This window comes from Amycolatopsis sp. NPDC051758 (genome assembly GCF_044453095.1).
Lineage (GTDB): Bacteria > Actinomycetota > Actinomycetes > Mycobacteriales > Pseudonocardiaceae > Amycolatopsis.
In genome coordinates, this window is record NZ_JBITCJ010000008.1 from 414,781 (window position 1) to 435,471 (window position 20,691).

Below are 20,691 nucleotides of genomic sequence, written 5' to 3' on the forward strand. Positions count from 1 at the left end.
GAAGTCTAGGTGGGCTTCCTGACCAGGCCCGTGTAACCGGCGAGCGCGAGTGTCGCGAGTCCCCAGATCGCGGCTTGGAGAAGCCAGATCAAGACGGTGAACACCGATGCCCAGTTCGTGTCGGGATTGAGGTCACAGCGAGCACGAACACCCGTCGGGGCCAGCGGAAGCCCGCGGTCGAGACCGAGACCGACGAGTTCCACAGTGGTGCACAGGTGCCCGTAGGGCGAGGTGAAAGAGCTCACGCGCTCTCCGACGTGGTGCCCGCCATCGGTGACCCGGCCGGCCCACACCCCGAGCCCGCCGGACGCCATCAACACGAAGAGGAGGGCCACCGCGGTTCGCCGGGTCAGGTAGCCGTATCCCGCCAGCACGCCCCAGAGCCAGTGGAAACGCCGCGTCAGCCAGTTCCCCAAGGCTTCCGGAGCACGCCGCCGGATGTCTTTCTGCTGGGCGATCAGGATTCTTCTGGCATTGCCGTCGTGCCCCGCACCGCGTTCGGCGTTCGCCAGCGCCTGGTACGGACCAGGGCGATACGACTCCGTGTGGTAACGAACCAGGTGAAGCCACTCTCGCCACGAGACAGCGCGCCCCGGACTCGACTCCAACGCCCCGAAGGCGAATCCGTTCAGATCGACCAGGGTCGGGTCTTCACACGCCACGTCGGCCTCCGGTCCTGAGCACAAGGCGGCGCGCACGAGAAAGATCTTTCCCGTCACCTGGGCGTGCTCGAGATCCAGCGCCAGACCGGAGCGGGTGATGAATTCGGCCTCCAGGAAGCTGGCGTCTCCGGCGACCCTGGCGCCGATGAGCGAGATCACACCACCGAAGTCGTCACCGGAAGCCTTGACTCCTTCGCACATCAGGCTTCCGTCGATCCTGAGCTGAGCCGCCGTAAGAGCCTTACCACTCCGATTGGCGATCCTCGCACGGCTCATCACCAGCGAGCCGCCGATGTGAGCTCCGAACAGCTGGACCGCGCCTCTGCTTCCGGCTCCCCTCAGCTTCGCGCCGGACATCAGCACGTTGCCACCCACGTCGAGCCCCACCGCCCGGACAGCGGCTCCGCTCTTGTTCGTGATCCGGGCTTCACCGAGGTCGAACTGTCCTCGGATGCGGGCGCCGCTGAGTCCCACGAGGCTGTCGGAGGCAGAGCCGGAGATGACCGCGCCGGTCATCCACAACCCCGCGTCGATTTCGCTCAGGCTCGCCTGGAATCCAGGCAGTCGCGACCGCGACAGATCAAGCCACGGCAGCCGCGCGTTCCACGCGGAGATCCGCTCCTCGAAGACACAGCCGACCAGCTTCAACCCGACACCGGCAACGAGGTTGTCGAGGGTGAGCCCGCCGATGATCCGGGCGCCCGAGATCCTGATGCCCTGCGGGTCCAGGGGACCGTGCCGCCCGAGCAGCATCTCGCGGAGCAGCTGCGCCCGGATCGGCTGGTCCGAGTCGCCGACCTCGCCCGGCTCGCGGCCCCGCTCAGTCCTCTTCGGACAGCTCCACGACCGGGATCACGCGCCTGGCCTGCTTCGCCTTCGCCCGGTGGTCCACCAGGAACGGGTAGTGCTTCTCCAGCTCCCCCCAGGTCCGCACGTAGTCCGCGCCCAGCAGCGGCAGCGCCTCCGCGTCGAACTCGCGGTCGTCGACCTCCACCTTGACCCGCGAGTCGGCCTCGAGGTTCAGGTACCAGTCGGGGTGCTGGGCCGCGCCGACGTTCGACGCCACCACCAGCAGCCGCTCGCCGTCGCGGTGGACCATCATCGGCACCGTTCGCGGCTCGCCCGTGCGCCGGCCCGTCGTGGTGAGCAGCACGAGCCGCTCCCGGTGCATGCCGTCGACCTCGCCGCCCGCGCGGAACTGGCGGATCACGCGGCGGTTCGTCTCCTGCACGTCCATGGTCAGCGGTCGTAGTAGCGGGTCGGCGGCTCCTGCTGTTGCTGCTGCGGCCACTGCCGGGTCTGCGGGGGCGCCGCGTTCTGCTGGCTGCGGCGCCGGTGCAGCGTCCGGGCGCTCGCCGCCATGCTGTTCACCACCGTGGCGATGGCCAGCCCGATGACGAGGTTGATGGCGGCGGTCGCGATCTTCGCGCTCGGCGCGACCGTGAGGGTCAGCGGCAGCACCACCGCGATCAGTGTGACCAGCACCATGATCCAGCCGAAGAACTGGGACGGTGCCGGCGTGGCGACGCTCAGCAGGTGCATCAGCCCGGTGGCGAGCAGTGCCACCGCGGCGGCGACCAGTGCGTACGTCGTGGTGCTCGCGTTGCCCCAGACGCCCTCGCCTTTTGGGGCGAGCACTTCGACCTCGAAGATCCCGCGCGCGATCAGCAGCCCGACCACCGCGAGCAGGGCCGCGACCACCGCTGTGGCCACCCCGCCCGCCCACAGCCGGCGCGCATCGATCCCCGGGCGGACGTCCTGGGGCTGGTTCCCGTAGTAGTCGGACATCAGAGCCTTCCTGGGTCGGCTGCGCCTCTCGTGGTCGATTGTCCCCCGTTTCGGCCCCGGCCGCGCGACTTGCGCTGGAGTGCGCTCCAGCTCGTAGCGTCGGGGGCATGACCACTGCACAGCACAAGCTCGGTTCGGGCTTCGGCGCCACCACCACCGCCGCCGAAGCCGTCGCCGATGTCGACCTCACCGGCAAGCTCGCCGTCGTCACCGGCGGTTACTCCGGGATCGGCCTCGAGACCACTCGCGCGCTCATCGGCGCCGGCGCCCACGTGGTCGTCCCGGCCCGCCGCCGCGCGACCGCCGAGGACGCCCTGGCCGGCCTCGAGAACGTCGAGGTCGACGAGCTGGACCTGGGTGACCTCGAAAGCGTCCGCGGGTTCGCCGAGCGGTTCCTGGCGACCGGACGGCGGATCGACCTGCTCATCGCGAACGCCGGCGTCATGGCCTGCCCCGAGACCCGCGTCGGCCCGGGCTGGGAGGCCCAGTTCGCCACCAACCACCTCGGCCACTTCGCGCTGGTCAACCGCCTGTGGCCGGCGGTCGCGGACGGCGCCCGCGTCGTCTCGCTGTCCTCGCGCGGCCACCACAACTCGCCGATCCGCTGGGACGACGTCCAGTTCACCCACGGCTACGACAAGTGGGAGGCCTACGGGCAGGCGAAGACCGCCAACGTGCTTTTCGCCGTCCACCTGGACGAACTCGCCTCGGCGCGGGGCATCCGTGCGTTCGCGCTGCACCCGGGCGGCATCATGACGCCGCTGCAGCGGCACCTTTCGCGGGCCGAGATGGTCGAGCGCGGGTGGATGGACGAGGCCGGGACCATGCTCATGGAGTTCAAGACCCCGGAGCAGGGCGCGGCGACCACGGTCTGGGCCGCGACGTCACCGCAGCTGGCCGGGCTCGGCGGGCTGTACCTCGAGGACTGTGACGTCGCCGAGCTGCTGGACGGCGAAGGCATGACCGCTTCGGGTGTCCGCCCGTACGCCGTCGACCGGGCGCAGGCCGCTCGCTTGTGGACGCTGTCGGCGGAGCTGACCGGGGTGGACGCGTTCGTGATCTCCTGACGTTTGCCGGTCACGGGATCGGGGTACACCGCGGCCGTGGCCGACGACGCGGATGACGTGACGTGTGCTCGCTTCGCACTCGGCGAGTTCAGCTCCGCGCCGCGCCCCGCTCTCGATGAGATCCGGCCGCCTGCGCTGCTGGCCGACCGGTACGAGGTCGGCCAGCTGATCGGCAGCGGCGGCACGGCCCGCGTCTACCGCGCCCGCGACCTGCGGCTCGACCGCCAGGTCGCCGTCAAGATCTACGACCGCGACGTGGTGGCGGTGGACCAGCGCCGCCGGCTGCGCGAGATGAACATCCAGGCCGGCATCACCCACCCGGGCGTGGTGGCGCTGCTGGACAGCGGCACCGAAAACGGCCGGACGTTCCTGGTGATGCAGCTCGTCGAGGGCGAAAACCTGGCGGAGCGGCTGCTCGGCGGGCCGATGCCGGCGGCCGAGGTGACGACGCTGGCCGCCGGCCTGACCGAAGCGCTCACCCACGTGCACGCCCGGCGGGTCGTCCACCGGGATCTCAAGCCCGCCAACGTGTTCCTGTCCGCGAACGGCCCGCTGATCGGCGACTTCGGCATCGCGCACGCCCTCGACACGACACACATCACGGGCGCGGGCGTGGTCCCGGGCACCGCGGCGTACCTGGCCCCGGAGCAGGTCAGCGGCCAGCCGGCAGGGCCCCCGGCGGACGTCTACGCACTGGGGCTGATCCTGCTGGAGTGCGTGACGGGCCAGCGCGAATACGCCGGCACGATGATCGAAGCGGCGATGGCCCGGCTGACCAGGCCACCCCGGATCCCGGAGGGCTTGCCGCCGTCCCTGGCGCACACGCTTCGCCGGATGACGCGACGCGAGCCGGGTGATCGGCCGACGGCCGCGGAGGTGCGGGAGATGCTGCACGCACCGGTGCCGGTGGTCCCGTGGGGAGCCGGGACCGGACACTCGTGGTGGCGGCGCGGGATCGCGGCGGGGCTGGTGGCGAGTGCGGGGAGACGCCGAGGAACGGCAGCGGACGCCCCGCTCGCGCCGACCCTGCCCCACGCGATCACGGCCGAGGGAGCGGCGGCTCCGGCCGCAGCGGCGGTGGCCCCGGCAGCAGCCACCCCGTCCTCAGCGGCCACCCCAAGCACCACCGTCACGCGTACCCGCGCGGCCCAGTACGCCGAGCCCCCGGCACCCCACCGCCGACGCCCCCGCCGGCTCGTCGCGGCAGCCGGGGTCGCCGCCGTCGCCCTCGCCGCCTTCGCGACCATGCTGCTGACCGAGCCGGAAACCGGCACCAGCACGCCCGCCCAGCCACCCGCGCCCAGCTCCCCCGCCGCGACGACCGCGCCACCTGCGTCCGCGTCCGCGCCGCTCGCCGGGTCCGGGAACCCCGACCCGCGGGTGACCGAATCCGCGTCCCTCGAGCCCGCCGCCGTCACCCACACGGGCCCCGCCGGCCCGGCGAAGGAGCCGAAGGCGGGTAAGCCCGGGAAGATCGACAACAGCGGCAACAACGGCAAGGGCAAAGGCAAGGGCCCCGGCCGCAACGACTCCTGAGGGGACCTCCGGCACGACGAACCGGGCCCATCGGCCCTACTGCCCGGAACCCCGGTGAAATAGACCTTGGTGCATCCCGAATTCGATTCAACGGATTCGGACTCGAAGCAATAACGACCGGTAACCGGAAGCGGCCAAGCCCCGACACACCCCACGTGTCCGGCCGCACCGAACGGGTGCCGGCATCACCACCGGGAATCCCCGTCCCGGCCGGTTCGACCATTTTCCGGAGGTTGGGATGAGTGTCCACGCTGCCCTCGTGCGGCCGGTGCTGCGAACGTCGCGTGGCCGGCACGCCAAGCCCCGTCCCGCGTGGCCGCGGGTCGCCGGCCGGGCAGTCTTCCTGGTCCTGGCCGTGCTGGCCGTCGTCGCGGTGGTCGGCGCCGGGTGGCCGCCGGTGCTGCTCGTGGTGCCCGCCGCCGCTCTGGTGCTGTTCGTCGCGAGTGTCGCGAAACTGCGGACCGCCTCGCGGAAGATCGACACGATCTTCGCCGAAGAATTGATCAAGCCGGAAAGCGTTTCCGCCGCCGAAGCCGCGTGATCCCCTTTTGCGTGTCACCCTGATGGGTACCGCGCGTCGAAAGGATCGATCATGGGTGACCAGCTCCCCCGGTTTTTGCTGTTGATCGACGGCAAGGCCACCGGCGCCCGCTCGGGACGCACCTTCGAATCGCCGAACCCGTACACCGGCAAGCCGTGGGCGATCGTCCCGGACGGCGGCCCGGAGGACGTCGACGACGCCGTCGCCGCGGCCCGCGCGGCGCTCGACGGCGAGTGGGGCGCGACCACGGGGTTCGCCCGCGCCGCCCTGCTGCGGCGGCTCGGCGACCTCATCGGCGAGCACGCCGAACGGCTCGCCCGGCTGGAGGTCAACGACTCCGGCAAGCTCTACCGCGAGATGATCGGCCAGCTCACCGGGCTCGGCGGCTGGTATCACTACTTCGCCGGCCTGGCCGACAAGATCGAGGGCCGCCAGATCCCGGCGCCGAACCCGGACTACCTCGTTTACACCCGCCGCGAGCCGGTCGGGGTGGTCGCGGCCATCACGCCGTGGAACTCGCCGTTGCTGCTGCTCACCTGGAAGCTCGCGCCCGCGCTGGCCGCCGGGTGCACGGTGGTCGTCAAGCCGTCCGAACACTCACCCGTTTCGACGCTCGGGCTGGCCGAGCTGATCACCGAAGCCGGGTTCCCGCCCGGCGTGGTCAACGTCGTCACCGGGCTCTCCCGCGAGGCGGGCGCGGCGCTGGCCGGCCACCCCGGCGTGGACAAGGTCGCGTTCACCGGCTCGACCGCCACCGGCCGCGCGGTCGCCCTGGCCGCCGCCGAAAACCTCAACAAGGTGACGCTGGAGCTGGACGGCAAGTCGCCGCAGGTGGTCTTCCCCGACGCCGATCTCGCCGCGGCCGCCAACGGTGTCATCGCCGGCGTGTTCGCCGCCACCGGCCAGACGTGCATGGCCGGGTCCCGGCTGATCGTGCACGCCGACGTCCACGACGAGCTGGTGCGCCTTGTCGCCGAGCGCGCCGCGGCGATCCGCCTCGGCGATCCGAACGAGCCCGGCACCGAGATGGGCCCGGTCGCCAACGCGCCGCAGTACGAGAAGGTGTTGCACTACCTCGAAACGGCGAAGGCCGAGGGCGCGACGGTCGTCTGCGGCGGCGGGGCCGACCCCGCGCTGGGCGGGCTGTTCGTCCGGCCGACCGTGCTGACCGGCGTGACACCCGCGTCGACCGTCGTCCGCGAAGAGGTCTTCGGCCCGGTGCTGGCCGCGCTGACGTTCACCGACGAGGCCGAAGCGATCCGCCTGGCCAACAACACCCCGTACGGCCTCGCCGGCGCCGTGTGGACGAAGGACGTGCACCGCGCGCACCGCGTCGCGGCCAAGCTCAAGGCCGGGACGGTCTGGGTCAACGCGTACCGCGTCGTGGCGCCGTCGGTGCCGTTCGGCGGGGTCAAGAATTCGGGCTTCGGCCGCGAGAACGGCGTGCACGCGATCGACGAGTACCTGGTCGACAAGGCGGTGTGGGTCGAACTGACCGGCGGGACGCGGGACCCGTTCACGCTGGGCTGATTCCCGGCTGATTCCGAGCGACGTCGACCGCGGCAGGCTTTCCCTCTCCCCACTCAAACGTATATCGGACCCCGGGGCTTGTGGCAAGACCCGGGTGCGGGTCCACAATCCGGGCTCACCTTTTTCCAGCGGAGGGGATTCCGTCATGCGTGTGCTGCTGTCCACGATCGGCTCGCGGGGCGAGGTGCAGCCGGTCGTGGCGCTGGCCTCGGAGCTGAGAGCGCTCGGGCAGGACGTCCGCCTGTGCGTGCCGCCGGACTTCCGGGACTGGCTCGACGAACTCGGGTTCGACGTGGTGCCGATCGGCCCCGAGCTGCGCGGAACCGCGTCGGCGAGCGGAAACCGGCCCACGCCGGAACAGCTGCGCAAAGCTGCCGAGGACACCGTCGTGACGCAGTTCGAGACGATCACCGCGGCCGCCGAGGGCTGCGACGTCCTGGTGGCCGCGGGCGCGCTGCAGTTCGCCACCCGCTCGATCGCGCAGCGGACGGGCGCCGCCTACGTCTACGCGAGTTTCTGCCCGATCACCCTGCCTTCGGACCTGCACGCGCCGCCGCCGATGCCGTGGCGGGCACCCGGAACGGCCGGGAATCGCGCCCTTTGGGACGAGGACGCGAAGCGTTGGATGGCGCTTTTCGGCGGAAAGGTGAACGCCTCCCGGGCGGCGGCCGGCCAGGACCCGGTCGACGATCTGCCGCGGCACGTCTTCACCGACCGGCCGTGGCTCGCCGCCGACGCGGCGCTGGCGCCGTGGCCCGAGCCGGCCGACCCGCGGGTCGTCCAGACGGGCGCCTGGATCTGGCCGGACGAGCGGCCGCTGCCGGCCGACCTGGCGGAGTTCCTCGACGCGGGTGAGCCGCCGGTCTACTTCGGGTTCGGCAGCATGCGCGCCCCGGGGGAGCTCGCCGAGGTGATGCTCGCGTCGGCGCGGGCGCACGGCCGCCGGGCGATCATCGCCCGCGGGTGGGCGGGCCTGGCCGCGGTGGCCGGGCAGCCGGACTGCTTCGGCATCGGCGAGATCAACCAGCAGGCGCTGTTCAAGCGGGTCGGCGCGGTGGTCCACCACGGCGGCGCGGGCACCACGACGGCGGCCGCCCGCGCCGGTGCGCCGCAGGTCGTCGTGCCGCAGATGTACGACCAGCACTACTTCGCGGGCCGGGTCCGCGAGCTGGGCCTCGGCGCGGCGACCGAGCCGGGTGTGCCCACGGCCGAGGCGCTGACGTCGGCGCTCGGCGTCGCGCTGACCTCGTCCGTGGCCGGGGCAGCACGGCAGTTCGCCGGCAAGGTGCGCGCGGACGGCGCGAGTGTCGCGGCGCGCCAGCTGCTGGCGACGGTGCCGCTGGCGTCCGCCTGAGGTGTCGGTTTCCCGGGGTGCGGTTCGTCGGTGGGGTGAACCGCACCTCGGGAAGGGACTTCGCATGACCGTGATCATCGCCGGGCCGGTGTACGTCGACCCCGCCGACCGCGACCGCCTCGTCGAGGGCCTCCGCGTTGTCGTCGAACGGGCGCGGCAGCACCCCGGCTGCCTGGACCTGTCCGTCTCCCCCGATTCGCTCGACGCGGGCCGGGTCAACCTGTTCGAGTGCTGGGAGTCGCAGGAGATCCTGGACGCCTGGCGCAAGAAGGCCCCGCGCCCGACCACACGGGTGCCGTTCAAGAGCGGCGACGTCCGCAAGCACGTCGTCTCCCGGACCGGCGATCCCTTCGAGTGAGCTCAGCTCAGCGCGTAGAAGTCCTCGAGGACGGCTTTGGCCGCGGCGGTGTCGGGCACCGCCGCCTCCCAGCGGACTTCGTCACCCTCGACGGTGATCTCGAAGCCGAAGAAGGGACAGCAGTCCTTTTCGCGGGCGGCGAGATCGCGGACCCACGCTTCGACGCCGGGCTCGGCGCGGAACCGGAACCGGATGCCGGCGGCCGTCCGTTCCCGTGCGGTGAGGGCGCGGCCGAACAGCCGGCGGTACTCGGCGAGCCGCTCGCCGGGGGTGTCGCGGGCACGGGACATGTCGCAGGCGACGGGCGTCGACGCGGGTGGGATCTGCATGGCGGGCTCCTTGTGGTCTCGATGCGCCGAGCCTAAAGTCTGGACCTGGCTCCAGAGTCAAGGGAGAGTGCGCATGAAGATCGGCGAGGTGGCCCGGTCGGCCGGGGTCACCGTGGACACGGTCCGCTTCTACGAGCGCCGGGGCGTGTTGCCGGCGGCGGCGCGACGACCGTCCGGCTACCGCGAGTTCCCGCGAACGGCGGCGGACCGGATCCGCTCGGCGAAGGCGTTGCAGGACCTGGGTTTCACACTGGACGAGGTGGTGGACGCCCTGCAGGCCCACGACACGGGTGACGCGACGTGCGAATCAGAGCGCTGGCGCCTGGAAGCGGTCGTGGCGCGCCTGGACGAGCGGATCGCGCGGCTGCAACGGGTCCGGGCCGACGCAGCGGCGTGCCTGGACGACTGCCGGGCGGGCAGCTGCCGCCTGGTCGGTGCCGGACAGCTCGGCTGACATGGAGTTCTTCTGCTACCACCGGGACCGCCCGGGCTCCCGGCCGCTGCGCGAGCGGACGCTGGCAGCGCATTGGTCCTATATGGACGGCTACGCCGACCGGATGATCGCCCGCGGCCCGACTCTCGACGGGGACACTCCCACCGGCAGTGTGCACATCGTCGACCTGCCGGGCCCGGCCGCCGCTCGTGAGTTCGCCTTCGACGAGCCCGCCTATCAGGCCGGCGCCTACCGCGACGTGCTGCTCCGCCGATGGCGCAACACCTTGGGCCGCACCATGGGGGATTCCCCAGGCGAGCCGTCCGGCTTCCTAGTGCTCGGCCTCGGCGAAGAACCCGCCGACCTCGAGGCCCCGGACGGGCACGACCTCATCGTGTACGGACCGCTCCTGTCCGACGACGGCGCCACCTGGCTGGGCACCGCCGCCCTGCTCCGGGCACCGGACCCGGAAACCGCGCGCAAAGTGCTCACCCAGGAGCGGTACGCCGTCGTCGAGGTGCACGCCTGGCAGTTCGGCGGACGCCGTTAACGCAGGTCCAGCCACATGATGCGGAGCCCGACGTCGCCCAGGTCCGGGTGGCGGAACGCGCCGGGCGCCGTGCCGAGTGTGACGAACCCGAGGCTCTCGTAGAGCCGGATCGCGGCCGTGTTCACGTCGACGACGGCGTTGAACTGGATCGCCGCGAACCCGGACCGCCGCGCCCAGGTGATCAGGTCGGTGGTGAGCGCGCGGCCCACTCCCGTGCCCCGCGCCGCCTTCGCGACCATCAGGCTGCCGGAAGCGACGTGGCTGCCGGGCCCGGGCCGGTTGGCGTACATGTTCGCGGTTCCGGTCACCCGGTCACCGTCGACGGCGACGACCACCCGGGCCGGCGGGGCCAGGAGCCAGCTCCGCCGGGCGTCGGGTTCGCTCATCGCCGGGTCGTACGGGAACCTCCGCTGCTCGGTGACGACGTCGCTGATGATCGGCCAGATCCCCGGCCAGTCCTCGTCGCGGGCCTCGCGGATCACGGGTTCCCCACCGCCGCGCAGAGTTCGGGGACGACGGTCTCGATGTCGTCCCGTAGCACAAAATCGGCGTCCTCGTCGTACGGCGTCGGGTCGCGGTTGACGATCACCAGGGTCGCGCGGGACTGCACGGCCACCGAGCACAGCGACGCGGCCGGCTCGACCTGCAGCGAGCTGCCGATGGCCAGGAAGAGCCCGCTCGCCGCGGCGATGTTCCGCGCGTGCCCGAGCACGTCGCCGTCCAGCCGCTGTCCGAAGAGGACGACGTCGAGCTGGAGGATCCCACCGCAGTCCGGGCACCGGAGATCGTCGCCGTCGAAGCGCGCCAGCACCTCCGACGTCGGCAGCCGCAGCGGGCACGCGGTGCAGCGCGTGGTGTGCATGGTGCCGTGGAGTTCGAGGACCTTGCGGGCGGCGAGGCCGGCCCGCTGGTGCAGGCCGTCGACGTTCTGGGTGAGCACACGAACGGCGGCGCCCGCGCCGTCCAGCTCCGCGAGCGCGCGATGGGCCGCGTTCGGTTCGGCGCGCCAGGCGGCGTGCCCGGCGTAGCTGCGCCAGAACTCCGCGCGCACGGCGGCGTCGGCCATGAAGTTCTCGAGTGTGAAGGCGTTCACGGCGCTCGGCGTGCGCGTCCAGACGCCGTCGGGGCCGCGGTAGTCGGGAATCCCGGAAGCGGTCGAGATGCCCGCACCGGTCAGCACGGCGATCCGCCGCGCGCCACGGATCCGGTTGATGAGCTTCGCGTCCATGGTGCCGGAGGGTAACGAGACATCCGCGTCCGGACGACCGGATTAACGCCGGATGTCACATCTCGGCCCCGCCCGACGACTCACAGATAATCGTGACTGAGAGAGGTAGTCCTATGAACTCCGGCTTGATGGGCATAGTGGTGACCGCGCTAATCGCGCTGGTCGGAACGGTGGCCAGTGTTCTCACAGCTCGACAGGCGAACCATCGGCTGCGGCAGGAGCACGACGACGAAATGGCGAGGTTGAAACTGGACGCAGCGATGCGAGCCGGAGAACTGTTCTCGGCGAGTGAGAACGGCTCGGCCGATCCTGCCGCGATCGCATCGGGACTGCTCGCCCTCACCCGGCTCGGCCACCCGGATCTCGCGGTCGCTCTCTTGGTCAACTTGTGGTCACAGACCGGGAAGGAAGCCCACGAAGACGACGAACGAGTGGCCCACGAGACAGCAGTGCTGGTCATCGACGCCGCGCTGCGTTTCACGGCCAAACCCAACGCGCAACTGGTCGCGGCCGAACTGCTGTGCCGCAACGCGCATCGGCTGAATTCCTGCCAGTCTCTTCACTGGCCCAGTGTCATCGACGGCGGCTGGGATCAGCATTTTGGCGACAAGACGAAGCTTCTGCTGATCGACGCGCTCATCCTGATGACACTCACGCACCCGAGTACCGAGGACGCACTACGCTCCATCGCGGTCCGCCTCTATGGCATCTGGCACGGCGACGAATGTCTGCGGGTACGAGGTTGCGTCGGCCGGCTCGTCGGCGCAGTGGTCCCCGCGTTGAAGCAGCTCGGGTACACCGACTTCATCCAAGGCAACCAGCGGGTGATGCTGGCGCAGCTGGAAGCTGCCGCCGCGAGCGGCACGAACAACCCCGACGGCTACCTCGACCGAATGGTCGACGATCGGTGCAAGAAGCTGCAGTCGTGGGCCATCGTCTGCAAGCAGGCCGAAGTAGCCGACACTCGCCTTGCCACAGCCATCTGACGCATGGAGCTGACCCGCTAATCCTTCCGCAGCCGCAACGCCAACGCCGGACAGGCGGCCACCGCGCGGCGGGCGTCCGCCAGCAGTTCCGGCGGCAGCTCACCCGGTGCCAGTACCGGATATCCCCACTCGTCCAGCCGCACCGACTCCGGCAGCAGGTCGGCGCACAACCCGTGCGCGCGGCAGCCGATCGGATCCACCGAAAGCTTCACGCCACTCCCTCCAGGACCCGGCACCGGCCGCCGGCCAGGTGAGCCGCGACGTCCGCGTCGAACGTCCGCAGCGCCGATGCGGCGAGGCGGGCGGCGCCGTCCGGGTGGGCGCACGCGCCGCGGCCCGTCAGCAGCGGGATGCGGTGGGCCAGCCGGGTTGCCGACGGGCCGCCGCGGACCAGTTCGGCGAAGTCCGCCGCGATGGCCGGCAGGCCGAACATGCACGGCCCGCACTGGCGGGCCGATTCGGCCGCGAGGAAGGCGAGCACGCCGGCCGTGTAGGCCGGCCCGCACGCCCGGGCCGGAAGTACATACACCGCAGCGATTCCGGACAGTCCGCCGCGCAGATCCGACGTCCAGGTCCCGCCGTAACCACCGACGAGCACCGCCTGCACCGGCTCGGCCTCCCCGCCCGCCGCGGCCAGTGTCGCGGCGATCGAAGCGCCCGGGGCGACTTCGACGACGCCGGGCCGCCGGACCGCGCCGGTGACCGTGACCAGGTCCGTCCGCGCCGCGCGGTAGTGCTGCGGGCCGAGGAGGACCACCAACGCGAGCTGCGCCAGGGTGTCGACGTTGTCCACCAGCGTCGGCCGGCCGCGCACCCCGCGTTCGGCGGGCCGCGGCCACTTGCCGAGCGGGCGCGCGTCGCCGGCGGTGAGGTAGTGGACGAGCGCGGTCTCTTCGCTGGCGACGTACCGCTGCGGGACTTCGGCGACCCGCACCGGCACCCGGTCGTCGCGCTCGGCCAGCGCCGCGGCGACGCTCGGCAGCACGGGACTGCCGGCGTGGACGCACAGCACGGCTTCGGTGGCGCCGATCGCGTGTGCGGCGAGCTGCAGGCCGTCCAAGACGAGGTGCGGGGACAGCGCGAGCAGCACCGCGTCCTTCTGGCTCAACGGGTCGCCTTCACACCCGTTCGCGACGACGATCGAGCGCCGCGCCCGGGCCGCGCGCAGCTTCACCGCGGTCGGGAACCCGCCGCCGCCGCGGCCACGCAGGCCGGCCGCCTCGACGGCTTCGATCAGCCGGTCGCGGCCGCCGTCGCCGTGGTAGGCGACCCAGGGGACAACGCCGTTGCGGCGCCGGTGACCGGCCAGGTCGAGCCGGTGCGGGGGCAGGGTGCTCATCGGGTGCCTCCCAGCGGCGAGAGCTTGCGGGTTTCGGTGTCGGCGTGCTTCCCGGCGGCGCGGTAGGCGACGGCGCCGAGCGCGGCCAGCACGCAGAGCACGTCGAGGGCGACGATCCAGCCGTACGCGGCGTCGTCCTCGGCCATACCGAAGCCGTGCACCAGCGCGACCGGCCAGCACAGGTAGGCCAGCCAGTGCACCGCGCGCCACGCCTTCGCCGGGATGCGCGTGCGCAGCAGGCTGGTGACGACGATCGCGAGCAGCAGGTCGATCGCGACCGCGCCGAAGCCGACCCACAGCGGCTGGTAGGCCGAGCCGAACGGGACGACGACGTCGAGCCAGCTCAGCGGGACGTAGCCGTCGAGGATCGCCGACACGATGTGCGCCGCGAGGAACGCGAGGCTGGTCAGCGCGAGGTTCCGGTGCAGCGCGGCGACGGTGAACCGCGGCCACCCCCGCGTCGCGAACCGGCCGGCGCCGAGCGCGCCGAGGACGACGACGCCGGTGAACAGCACCAGCGACACCAGGCCGGTCGCGCGGCTGAAGTACCAGACGGCGGAGCTCATGACGCCTGCTCTTCGGGCCAGCCGGGCGTCCGGACGACGTCGCCGCCGACCCCGGCGAGCCGCGCGGGCAGCCCTCGTTGCCGGAGCCAGTCCGGCGCTTCCGCCCCGAGGACGATCGCCGCGGTGCTCGCGGCATTGGCGTCCACAGTGGACTTTGCCGCGACGGTGACCGTGCGCCAGCGCGGTTCCGCGACGTCACCGGTGCGCGGGTCGACGATGTGGTGCACGGTCCGGCCGCCGTGGCGCCAGCGCCGCCGGGTGGTGCCGGAGGTGGCGAGACCACCGGTGTGCAGCGCGACGGTGGTGTCCGGCCGGGCGACGGCTTCGGCGTGGTCGTCGGCGAGCGCGACCTGCCAGCCGCCGTCGGGCGCGGGCCCCGCGGTGCGCAGGTCGCCACCGAGGTTGACGAGGGTGCCGCAGCCGAGCACGGCGTGGATGCGGTGGGCGGCACGGTCCGCGGCGAGGGCCTTTGCGGTCGCGCCGAGGTCGAGGTGGACACCGCGCGGGAGGACGACCAGGCGCTGGGCGGGGTCGAAGAGGACGCGGTGCCAGCCGGGTGCGGGAAAGAGCGGAGTGACGGTGCCATCGGCGGTCGGTTCACTGACGAGCTGAGACGAACCGGATGCGCGTACGGTTACCGCAGCGAAGGTGCGCGCCGGCCCGGCCGCGGCCACCTTGCCGAAGTCCGGAGCGCCGATCCGCGCCCGCCCCGCCGACGCCGGCTCACCGGCCACCAAGGCGAAGTCCCGGTCGTACCCCAACGCCCGCACCGCCGCCCCCACCGTCGGATCCACCAGCCCACCGGTGAGCCGAGCCGCACGCAACGCCGCCGACAATGCCTCGGCGAGCAGCGGCCCGACCCGGACCTCCCACCCCGCGGCCTCGTGCAGCCGGGAGATCTCCGAGTCCGCACGGAAGCGGCTGCACGCCTGGTCGATCGCGTCGAGCTCCTCGTGCAGCAGCTCGACCGCCGAGCCCAGCCGCGCCGGGTCGGTGACGAGCACCTCCGCCGTGGTGCCGAGTGCGCGGAACGCCGTTGACGCCGGCGTCATGACGCACCCGAGCCGGTGTGGGCGCTGCCGGAGCCGGAGTCGACTCCGCTGTCCGAGGACTGCAGCTGGTCCTGCGAGCTCGTCGAGTCGGTGGTGGTAGTCCGGGTGGTGTCGTCGGCGGCGTTCGCCGACGCCAGGCCGAAGCCGAGCGCGCCGGCCGCGGCTGCGCCGAGCACCGCGGCGGTGGCCGTGACCAGCGCGGCCTTGCGGCGGCCGTGCTCGCGGCGGGCGGTCCGGGCTGTCGTTTCGGGGTCCATGGGATCGAGTCTCGGCGCCGCTCCTGTGAGCCTCCTGGGTACAACCTGTCAAACCCCTGACTGACCATTGTGGACACTACGAAAGGAGGTTGACGCCGGACAGGGATTCACCCACTCTTTCCCTTGTCCGCCGGAGGTTCCCTGGTGTTCACGAGCCGGACCACGCCACGGCACGCACCGGTCCCCTGCCGTGGGCATCATGAGGCGCCCCACCACGTCAGCGATGGAGGACCCATGATCCGCAAGCGGATCTTCGCCGTGTTCGCCGCCGCCCTGGTCACCGCCGGCGCGGTCACCGTGGCCGTCACCGGAACGGAGGAGCAGGCCGCCGTGCAGCCGGCCGCGGCCACCGTGCCGGCGTTCGACCACATCGTCCTCGTGATGTTCGAGAACAAGAAGTACTCGTCGATCAACGGCAGCTCCAGCGCCCCCTACTTCAACACCCTGGCCTCGCAGAGCGCGAAGTTCACGAACTCCTTCGCGATCACGCACCCGAGCCAGCCCAACTACGTCGCCCTCTTCTCGGGCGCGACGCAGGGCGTCACCGACGACGCCTGCCCGGCGAACCTCGGCGCGAAGGCCAACCTCGGCCGGCAGCTGATCGACGCGGGCAAGACGTTCAAGGGCTACTCCGAAGCCATGCCCTCGGACGGCTACACCGGCTGCTCCAGCGGCACCTACCGGCGCAAGCACAACAGCTGGGTGGACTTCTCGAACGTCCCGGCCGCGAGCAACGTCCGGTACTCGAGCTTCCCGGCCGACTTCACGCAGCTGCCGAGCGTCGCCTTCGTGACGCCGGACATGTGCAACGACATGCACGACTGCTCGGTCGGCACCGGCGACACCTGGCTGAAGAACCACCTCGACGCCTACGCCCAGTGGGCCAAGACGCACAACAGCCTGCTGATCACCACCTTCGACGAGGACAGCGGCACGTCGGTGAACCAGATCTTCACCAGCTTCACCGGCGCGCACGTCAAGGTCGGCAGCTACAGCGAGTCGATCAACCACTACACCGTGCTGCGCACGATCGAGGCGTCCCACGGCCTGCCGGGCATCGGCGGCGCGGCGAGCAAGTCGCCGATCCTCGACGTCTGGCAGTAGCCCGCGTGTACCTGTCCACCATCGGCCGCCGAGAGCACGCCGCGAAGGGCAAGCTCTCGGCGGTCGGCGCGAACGTCTTCGCCCTCGGCGCCGTCAGCCTGGTCACCGACGTCTCCTCGGAGATGGTCACCGCGATCCTGCCGGTCTACCTGGTGCTCGGGCTGCACCTGAGCCCGGCCGCGTACGGCCTGTTCGACGGTCTCTACACCGGCGCGACGGCGCTGCTCCGGGTCGCCGGCGGGTACGTCGCCGACCGGGTCCGGCGGCGCAAGGTCGTGGCCGGCACCGGCTACGCGCTGTCCGCGGTGATGAAGCTCGGGCTGCTCGTGGCGGGCGCGTCGGCGGGCGCGATCGGCGCGGTGATCACGCTCGACCGCGCCGGCAAGGGCCTGCGGACCGCACCCCGGGACGCGCTGATCACGCTGTCGACCCCCGAACCGCTGCTCGGGCGGGCGTTCGGGGTGCACCGCGCGATGGACAGCGCCGGCGCGTTCGCCGGTCCGCTGGTCGCGCTCGCCGTCCTCGCCGCGGTCGGCGCCACCGATCCCGAGGCGTTCGACGCGGTGTTCGTCACCAGCTTCTGCGTCGCCGCGATCGGCGTGCTGCTGCTGGTGCTGTTCGTCCGCGACCGCCGGACGCCGAAGGCGGCCGCCGACCCGGTCTCGCCTCGCGCCGCGGCGGCCCTGCTGCGCGGCCACGGCGTGCGGCGGCTGCTGGTCGCGGCCTGCGTGCTCGGGCTGGCCACGGTCGGCGACGGGTTCGTCTACCTGCTGCTGCAGCACAAGGAGGACATCGCCACCGGCTGGTTCCCGCTGCTCGCGGTCGGCACCAACCTCAGCTACCTGCTGCTCGCCGCGCCGCTGGGCGCGCTGGCCGACCGCGTCGGGCGGCTGCCGGTGGTGCTCGGCGGGTACGGCGCGCTGGCGCTCGTCTACCTGCTGCTGGCCGGCCCGGTGGCCGGCTGGCCGCTGTTCGTGCTCTCGCTGGCGTTGTACGGCGTGTTCTACGCCGCGACCGACGGCGTCCTGATGGCGCTGGCCGGCCCGCTGCTGCCGGAAGCGTTGCGCACCACGGGGATTTCGCTGGTGCAGACGGCGCAGGCGCTGGCCTACTTCGCCTCATCCGTCCTCTTCGGACTGGCGTGGCAGTTCTGGGGTGCGGAGCCCGCGATCGGCGTCGCGGCCGGCGCGGCGGTGGTCGCGATCGGCGTGACGTTCGTGGTGCTCTCCCCCCGGAAGGCGGCCGCATGAAGACGCGGATCCTGATCGCGATCGCCGGGGTGCTCGTGCTGGCCGGAGCCGCCGTCGCCTACGTCGGGTTCGCCAGCGCGCGGAGCCACGACGTCACCGCGACCGGCGCGGTGAGCCTCTCCCCCGGCCCACGGCTGCTGTTCCGCAGCACCGCCGACGCCGACCGCGGGCACGTCGCCACGGTCGCGGCGGCGGACCCCGGCGGCGCGCGGACGGTGTCCCCGCTGTCGTGCACGCGGGTGTACGCCGCCGGCGGCACCGGGCTCTGCCTGCGCCCGGACGGCGACCTGACCACCTACCAGCTGGTGGTGCTCGACGCGGGCCTCGGCTCGAAGCGCGAAATCCCCCTGGTCGGGCTGCCGAACCGGGCGCGGGTGTCGGCGAGCGGCCGGATGCTCGCGTGGACGGTCTTCGTCACCGGCGATTCCTACAACGGCGGCATGTTCTCCACCCGCGCCGGCATCCTCGACACGGCGACCGGCGACCTCGCGGGCACGCTGGAGGACTACGCGGTGACGCGCGACGGGCAGCCCTACCAGGCGGCCGACGTCAACTTCTGGGGCGTCACGTTCACCCGCGACGACCGCCACTTCTACGCGACGATGTCGACGGCGGGCCACCGCTACCTCGTCGCGGGTGACTTCGCTGCGCACACGGTCCGCACGCTGCGCGAGAACGTCGAGTGCCCGTCGTTGTCCCCGGACGGGACGCGGGTGGCGTTCAAGTCCGCAGTGGACGGTGACCCGGCGAAGGGCTGGCGGCTGTCCGTGCTGGACCTGGCAACGTCGAAGGTGACGCCGCTGGCGGAGACCCGCAGCGTCGACGACCAGCCGGCCTGGCTCGACGACCACACGATCGGCTACGGCGTGCCCCGGGCGCCCGGCCACGCGGACGTCTGGTCGGTCCCGGCCGACGGCTCGGGCGCGGCGCGGCTGCTGATCCCGGAGGCGGAGTCCCCCGCGGCCCTGGGTGCCTGATCCGGGAGACAAGTGCTTTGACGCTCAGCTCCTGAGCGCTGTCCGGTATAGGCCACTGACCGGGGGAACCGAGGGCGGAACACCGGCGTCCCACCTGCGGCATGCTGTTACATTGCCGACAGGACGTGTCACTCGCCCCAGGGTGACCGGCGGGGAGGAAATCCGGTGGGTTTCGAAGTCGACGTCGCGGACATCAACAACGCGGCGGCCAAGCTCGGGGCGGGGAAGCCGCCGACCCTTTCCGCGGAGGGATCGCCGAACGTCGGGAGCACGGCCCGGGCCGGCGGCTTCGCCGGTGACTACGACGTCTGGCTGGCGACCCGGAAGGACGACCTGGAGGCCGGGAAGCAACAGATCGAATACCTGGTCGAAAGCATCCAGACCGCCGCGAAGAGCTACCACGGCACCGATTCCGCAGCCCGTGACGCCTTCCTGAAGGGCCTGGACGGCAGCCTCGGACGGATCGACCGGTGAGCGTCTTCGACAAGATCTACGCGCTCGCCGACCAGGTGGAGAAGGGCAGCACCACCGAGCTGGACGACCGCGCCCGGGCGTGCCGGGACACCAAGGAAATGCTCAAGGACACCAAGGCCCTGCTGGAGAGCGTGCGTGTCCAGCTGAGCGAGGGCTGGCACGGTGGCGCCGGCGAAGCAGCACTCGCGTCGCTGGAAGCGTTCAAGAAGAACCGCGACGACCAGGCCCAGGACCTCGAGGAGTCGGCCAAGTCGTTCGAGACGATCCGCGACGCGCTGGCGAAGGCCCAGCAGGACGCCCGGAACAAGCGCGCGGACGCCCAGGGCCTCCAGAAGAAGCTCGACCACGGCTGGCACGGCTTCGGGATCCGCCAGGTCGACCTCGCCGTCGCCTGGGCGCAGGACAAGGCCGTCAAGGCCCAGGCCCTCGTCCTGCTGGCCGACCTGGAGCGGGTGACCACCACCTATGACGCGATCCTGCTCATCGAGGGCCAGAAGCTCCGGTTCAAGACGGGCCAGATCTGGGAGCTGGCGGGCTCCGAAAAGCGGAACCTCCTCGAAATCGGGGTGATCCTGGCCCGCGAGATACCCGGCCTCCTCGCGCTGCTGAAGAAGTACCCGGAGCTGCGGGAGGCCCTGAAGAACGGGGACTGGGACAAGCTCATGCAGAACCCCGAGGTCGCGCAGAAGATCTACGACTACCTCGGCTTCCGGTACAACGAGGAAGGCGGCTTCTACACCACCGGCGAGCATTCGGTGCAGAGCTACCTGGGCTGGAAGGACTTCTACGACAAGCTCGGCGAGCACGCCGGGATGAAGCTCGACGAAACCGGTGAAGACGGCGACAACATGGAGTTCACCGACCCCGAGACCGGGAAGACGTACCGGCTGGAGCTGTGGAAGGGCAAGTACGGGGAACACGCGTTCGGCGGGGAAGTCGGCCTCTACACCAGCGACTCGCCGAACAACGACGGGCACTTCAACGCCGCCCAGGGTGACGACCAGATCAAGGTGACCCAGACGATCTACAACAAGGACACCGGCCAGGTCTACTTCACCAACGACGGCCAAGGCGCCGACGGCACCGACAAGAAGCACTTCTGGAACCTGGCGATCCGCAACGACCCGGACGTGAAGGCCGAGGATCTCCCGCTGGCCCAGCGAGCCACGATCGAAGTGCGGGACGTCGCGATGCGCGACCGGATGTACAACGAGATGGTCCGGTACGCCGCCGCGCACCCCAACGACAACCTCACCGTCACGATGGGTTCCGACCACCCGCCCACGCTGAGCTACAACTGGCGGAAGTGA

The 20,691-nt window shown here is 71.6% G+C and carries 25 protein-coding genes; 14 read left to right on the forward strand and 11 right to left on the reverse strand.

The window, feature by feature from the left end:
* Window positions 1–5: 5 nt before the first annotated feature.
* The 3 genes from ACIA5G_RS35060 to ACIA5G_RS35070 all read right to left on the reverse strand — a co-directional run bounded on the left by ACIA5G_RS35060 (window position 6) and on the right by ACIA5G_RS35070 (window position 2,450).
* A complete protein-coding gene (locus tag ACIA5G_RS35060; protein ID WP_395931118.1) occupies window positions 6–1,415 on the reverse strand; it encodes a hypothetical protein in 1,410 nt (469 codons plus the stop codon).
* Between the two features lie 67 nt (window positions 1,416–1,482).
* The gene (locus ACIA5G_RS35065; protein WP_395931120.1) at window positions 1,483–1,899 is read right to left on the reverse strand and encodes a nitroreductase/quinone reductase family protein; all 417 of its coding nucleotides are present in this window, start codon (window positions 1,897–1,899) and stop codon (window positions 1,483–1,485) included.
* A 2-nt stretch (window positions 1,900–1,901) separates the two neighbouring features.
* The gene (locus ACIA5G_RS35070; RefSeq protein WP_395931122.1) at window positions 1,902–2,450 is read right to left on the reverse strand and encodes a DUF6069 family protein; all 549 of its coding nucleotides are present in this window, start codon (window positions 2,448–2,450) and stop codon (window positions 1,902–1,904) included.
* 107 nt (window positions 2,451–2,557) lie between these two features.
* On the opposite strand from ACIA5G_RS35070, the gene ACIA5G_RS35075 reads away from it, so the two are divergent.
* From ACIA5G_RS35075 to ACIA5G_RS35100, 6 genes are all read left to right on the forward strand, one after another.
* A complete protein-coding gene (locus ACIA5G_RS35075) occupies window positions 2,558–3,517 on the forward strand; it encodes an SDR family NAD(P)-dependent oxidoreductase (RefSeq protein WP_395931124.1) in 960 nt (319 codons plus the stop codon).
* Between the two features lie 36 nt (window positions 3,518–3,553).
* On the forward strand, window positions 3,554–5,053 hold the full coding sequence (locus ACIA5G_RS35080; RefSeq protein WP_395931126.1) for a serine/threonine-protein kinase: 1,500 nt from the start codon (window positions 3,554–3,556) through the stop codon (window positions 5,051–5,053).
* A gap of 238 nt (window positions 5,054–5,291) precedes the next feature.
* On the forward strand, window positions 5,292–5,594 hold the full coding sequence (locus ACIA5G_RS35085; protein ID WP_395931128.1) for a hypothetical protein: 303 nt from the start codon (window positions 5,292–5,294) through the stop codon (window positions 5,592–5,594).
* Between the two features lie 51 nt (window positions 5,595–5,645).
* Complete coding sequence (locus ACIA5G_RS35090; protein WP_395931130.1) at window positions 5,646–7,124, forward strand: aldehyde dehydrogenase; 1,479 nt, start codon at window positions 5,646–5,648, stop codon at window positions 7,122–7,124.
* A gap of 145 nt (window positions 7,125–7,269) precedes the next feature.
* Window positions 7,270–8,478 carry a glycosyltransferase gene (locus tag ACIA5G_RS35095; RefSeq protein ID WP_395931132.1) on the forward strand — a complete coding sequence of 403 codons (1,209 nt, stop codon included), beginning with the start codon at window positions 7,270–7,272 and terminating at the stop codon, window positions 8,476–8,478.
* A 64-nt stretch (window positions 8,479–8,542) separates the two neighbouring features.
* A complete protein-coding gene (locus tag ACIA5G_RS35100; RefSeq protein ID WP_395931134.1) occupies window positions 8,543–8,836 on the forward strand; it encodes a putative quinol monooxygenase in 294 nt (97 codons plus the stop codon).
* Between the two features lie 2 nt (window positions 8,837–8,838).
* Here the strand turns inward: ACIA5G_RS35100 and ACIA5G_RS35105 are convergent, their stop codons facing one another.
* Window positions 8,839–9,165 carry a hypothetical protein gene (locus ACIA5G_RS35105; RefSeq protein WP_395931136.1) on the reverse strand — a complete coding sequence of 109 codons (327 nt, stop codon included), beginning with the start codon at window positions 9,163–9,165 and terminating at the stop codon, window positions 8,839–8,841.
* A gap of 73 nt (window positions 9,166–9,238) precedes the next feature.
* On the opposite strand from ACIA5G_RS35105, the gene ACIA5G_RS35110 reads away from it, so the two are divergent.
* Window positions 9,239–9,619, forward strand: a complete 381-nt coding sequence (locus tag ACIA5G_RS35110; RefSeq protein WP_395931138.1) for a MerR family transcriptional regulator — start codon at window positions 9,239–9,241, stop codon at window positions 9,617–9,619.
* A gap of 1 nt (window position 9,620) precedes the next feature.
* Window positions 9,621–10,148 carry a YciI family protein gene (locus ACIA5G_RS35115; RefSeq protein WP_395931140.1) on the forward strand — a complete coding sequence of 176 codons (528 nt, stop codon included), beginning with the start codon at window positions 9,621–9,623 and terminating at the stop codon, window positions 10,146–10,148.
* Here ACIA5G_RS35115 and ACIA5G_RS35120 read toward each other — a convergent pair.
* Both ACIA5G_RS35120 and ACIA5G_RS35125 read right to left on the reverse strand, forming a co-directional pair.
* Window positions 10,145–10,630 (reverse strand): GNAT family N-acetyltransferase, encoded by a 486-nt coding sequence (locus tag ACIA5G_RS35120; protein WP_395931142.1) that lies wholly within the window; start codon window positions 10,628–10,630, stop codon window positions 10,145–10,147. The two genes, ACIA5G_RS35115 and ACIA5G_RS35120, sit on opposite strands and share 4 nt — an antisense overlap.
* On the reverse strand, window positions 10,627–11,376 hold the full coding sequence (locus ACIA5G_RS35125) for an SIR2 family NAD-dependent protein deacylase (RefSeq protein WP_395931144.1): 750 nt from the start codon (window positions 11,374–11,376) through the stop codon (window positions 10,627–10,629). The genes ACIA5G_RS35120 and ACIA5G_RS35125 overlap by 4 nt, the downstream gene beginning before the upstream one ends.
* A 113-nt stretch (window positions 11,377–11,489) precedes the next feature.
* Between ACIA5G_RS35125 and ACIA5G_RS35130 the strand changes: the two genes are divergently transcribed.
* A complete protein-coding gene (locus ACIA5G_RS35130; RefSeq protein WP_395931146.1) occupies window positions 11,490–12,362 on the forward strand; it encodes a hypothetical protein in 873 nt (290 codons plus the stop codon).
* Between the two features lie 17 nt (window positions 12,363–12,379).
* Here the strand turns inward: ACIA5G_RS35130 and ACIA5G_RS35135 are convergent, their stop codons facing one another.
* The 5 genes from ACIA5G_RS35135 to ACIA5G_RS35155 are packed head-to-tail and all read right to left on the reverse strand — an operon-like array spanning window position 12,380 to window position 15,576.
* A complete protein-coding gene (locus ACIA5G_RS35135) occupies window positions 12,380–12,574 on the reverse strand; it encodes a ferredoxin (RefSeq protein WP_395931148.1) in 195 nt (64 codons plus the stop codon).
* The gene (locus ACIA5G_RS35140) at window positions 12,571–13,701 is read right to left on the reverse strand and encodes an NADH-ubiquinone oxidoreductase-F iron-sulfur binding region domain-containing protein (RefSeq protein WP_395931150.1); all 1,131 of its coding nucleotides are present in this window, start codon (window positions 13,699–13,701) and stop codon (window positions 12,571–12,573) included. Before ACIA5G_RS35140 ends, ACIA5G_RS35135 begins: the two co-directional genes overlap by 4 nt.
* Window positions 13,698–14,267: a ferric reductase-like transmembrane domain-containing protein gene (locus tag ACIA5G_RS35145; protein WP_395931152.1), complete on the reverse strand. Its 570-nt coding sequence runs from the start codon at window positions 14,265–14,267 to the stop codon at window positions 13,698–13,700. Before ACIA5G_RS35145 ends, ACIA5G_RS35140 begins: the two co-directional genes overlap by 4 nt.
* Window positions 14,264–15,319 carry an FAD:protein FMN transferase gene (locus ACIA5G_RS35150; protein WP_395931154.1) on the reverse strand — a complete coding sequence of 352 codons (1,056 nt, stop codon included), beginning with the start codon at window positions 15,317–15,319 and terminating at the stop codon, window positions 14,264–14,266. The genes ACIA5G_RS35145 and ACIA5G_RS35150 overlap by 4 nt, the downstream gene beginning before the upstream one ends.
* Window positions 15,316–15,576, reverse strand: coding sequence for a hypothetical protein (locus tag ACIA5G_RS35155; protein ID WP_395931156.1), 261 nt, complete (start codon window positions 15,574–15,576; stop codon window positions 15,316–15,318). Before ACIA5G_RS35155 ends, ACIA5G_RS35150 begins: the two co-directional genes overlap by 4 nt.
* 234 nt (window positions 15,577–15,810) lie before the next feature.
* Between ACIA5G_RS35155 and ACIA5G_RS35160 the strand changes: the two genes are divergently transcribed.
* The 5 genes from ACIA5G_RS35160 (at window position 15,811) to ACIA5G_RS35180 (ending at window position 20,691) form a co-directional block, all read left to right on the forward strand.
* The gene (locus ACIA5G_RS35160; protein ID WP_395931158.1) at window positions 15,811–16,680 is read left to right on the forward strand and encodes an alkaline phosphatase family protein; all 870 of its coding nucleotides are present in this window, start codon (window positions 15,811–15,813) and stop codon (window positions 16,678–16,680) included.
* Window positions 16,681–16,685: 5 nt separating this feature from the next.
* On the forward strand, window positions 16,686–17,930 hold the full coding sequence (locus ACIA5G_RS35165) for an MFS transporter (protein WP_395931160.1): 1,245 nt from the start codon (window positions 16,686–16,688) through the stop codon (window positions 17,928–17,930).
* Entirely contained in the window at window positions 17,927–18,907 is a 981-nt protein-coding gene (locus tag ACIA5G_RS35170; RefSeq protein WP_395931162.1) for a hypothetical protein, read from the forward strand. Before ACIA5G_RS35165 ends, ACIA5G_RS35170 begins: the two co-directional genes overlap by 4 nt.
* 165 nt (window positions 18,908–19,072) lie before the next feature.
* Window positions 19,073–19,381, forward strand: coding sequence for a hypothetical protein (locus ACIA5G_RS35175; RefSeq protein ID WP_395931164.1), 309 nt, complete (start codon window positions 19,073–19,075; stop codon window positions 19,379–19,381).
* Window positions 19,378–20,691: a DUF4474 domain-containing protein gene (locus tag ACIA5G_RS35180; protein WP_395931166.1), complete on the forward strand. Its 1,314-nt coding sequence runs from the start codon at window positions 19,378–19,380 to the stop codon at window positions 20,689–20,691. The genes ACIA5G_RS35175 and ACIA5G_RS35180 overlap by 4 nt, the downstream gene beginning before the upstream one ends.

Excerpts from the sequence above, each read along its gene's own strand:
- ACIA5G_RS35060 (WP_395931118.1), bottom strand. The coding sequence starts at position 1,415 with ATGCTGCTCGGGCGGCACGGTCCCCTGGACCCGCAGGGCATCAGGATC.
- ACIA5G_RS35065 (WP_395931120.1), bottom strand. The coding sequence starts at position 1,899 with ATGGACGTGCAGGAGACGAACCGCCGCGTGATCCGCCAGTTCCGCGCG.
- ACIA5G_RS35070 (WP_395931122.1), bottom strand. The coding sequence starts at position 2,450 with ATGTCCGACTACTACGGGAACCAGCCCCAGGACGTCCGCCCGGGGATC.
- ACIA5G_RS35075 (WP_395931124.1), top strand. The coding sequence starts at position 2,558 with ATGACCACTGCACAGCACAAGCTCGGTTCGGGCTTCGGCGCCACCACC.
- ACIA5G_RS35085 (WP_395931128.1), top strand. The coding sequence starts at position 5,292 with ATGAGTGTCCACGCTGCCCTCGTGCGGCCGGTGCTGCGAACGTCGCGT.
- ACIA5G_RS35090 (WP_395931130.1), top strand. The coding sequence starts at position 5,646 with ATGGGTGACCAGCTCCCCCGGTTTTTGCTGTTGATCGACGGCAAGGCC.
- ACIA5G_RS35095 (WP_395931132.1), top strand. The coding sequence starts at position 7,270 with ATGCGTGTGCTGCTGTCCACGATCGGCTCGCGGGGCGAGGTGCAGCCG.
- ACIA5G_RS35100 (WP_395931134.1), top strand. The coding sequence starts at position 8,543 with ATGACCGTGATCATCGCCGGGCCGGTGTACGTCGACCCCGCCGACCGC.
- ACIA5G_RS35105 (WP_395931136.1), bottom strand. The coding sequence starts at position 9,165 with ATGCAGATCCCACCCGCGTCGACGCCCGTCGCCTGCGACATGTCCCGT.
- ACIA5G_RS35110 (WP_395931138.1), top strand. The coding sequence starts at position 9,239 with ATGAAGATCGGCGAGGTGGCCCGGTCGGCCGGGGTCACCGTGGACACG.
- ACIA5G_RS35115 (WP_395931140.1), top strand. The coding sequence starts at position 9,621 with ATGGAGTTCTTCTGCTACCACCGGGACCGCCCGGGCTCCCGGCCGCTG.
- ACIA5G_RS35125 (WP_395931144.1), bottom strand. The coding sequence starts at position 11,376 with ATGGACGCGAAGCTCATCAACCGGATCCGTGGCGCGCGGCGGATCGCC.
- ACIA5G_RS35130 (WP_395931146.1), top strand. The coding sequence starts at position 11,490 with ATGAACTCCGGCTTGATGGGCATAGTGGTGACCGCGCTAATCGCGCTG.
- ACIA5G_RS35140 (WP_395931150.1), bottom strand. The coding sequence starts at position 13,701 with ATGAGCACCCTGCCCCCGCACCGGCTCGACCTGGCCGGTCACCGGCGC.
- ACIA5G_RS35145 (WP_395931152.1), bottom strand. The coding sequence starts at position 14,267 with ATGAGCTCCGCCGTCTGGTACTTCAGCCGCGCGACCGGCCTGGTGTCG.
- ACIA5G_RS35150 (WP_395931154.1), bottom strand. The coding sequence starts at position 15,319 with ATGACGCCGGCGTCAACGGCGTTCCGCGCACTCGGCACCACGGCGGAG.
- ACIA5G_RS35155 (WP_395931156.1), bottom strand. The coding sequence starts at position 15,576 with ATGGACCCCGAAACGACAGCCCGGACCGCCCGCCGCGAGCACGGCCGC.
- ACIA5G_RS35160 (WP_395931158.1), top strand. The coding sequence starts at position 15,811 with ATGATCCGCAAGCGGATCTTCGCCGTGTTCGCCGCCGCCCTGGTCACC.
- ACIA5G_RS35170 (WP_395931162.1), top strand. The coding sequence starts at position 17,927 with ATGAAGACGCGGATCCTGATCGCGATCGCCGGGGTGCTCGTGCTGGCC.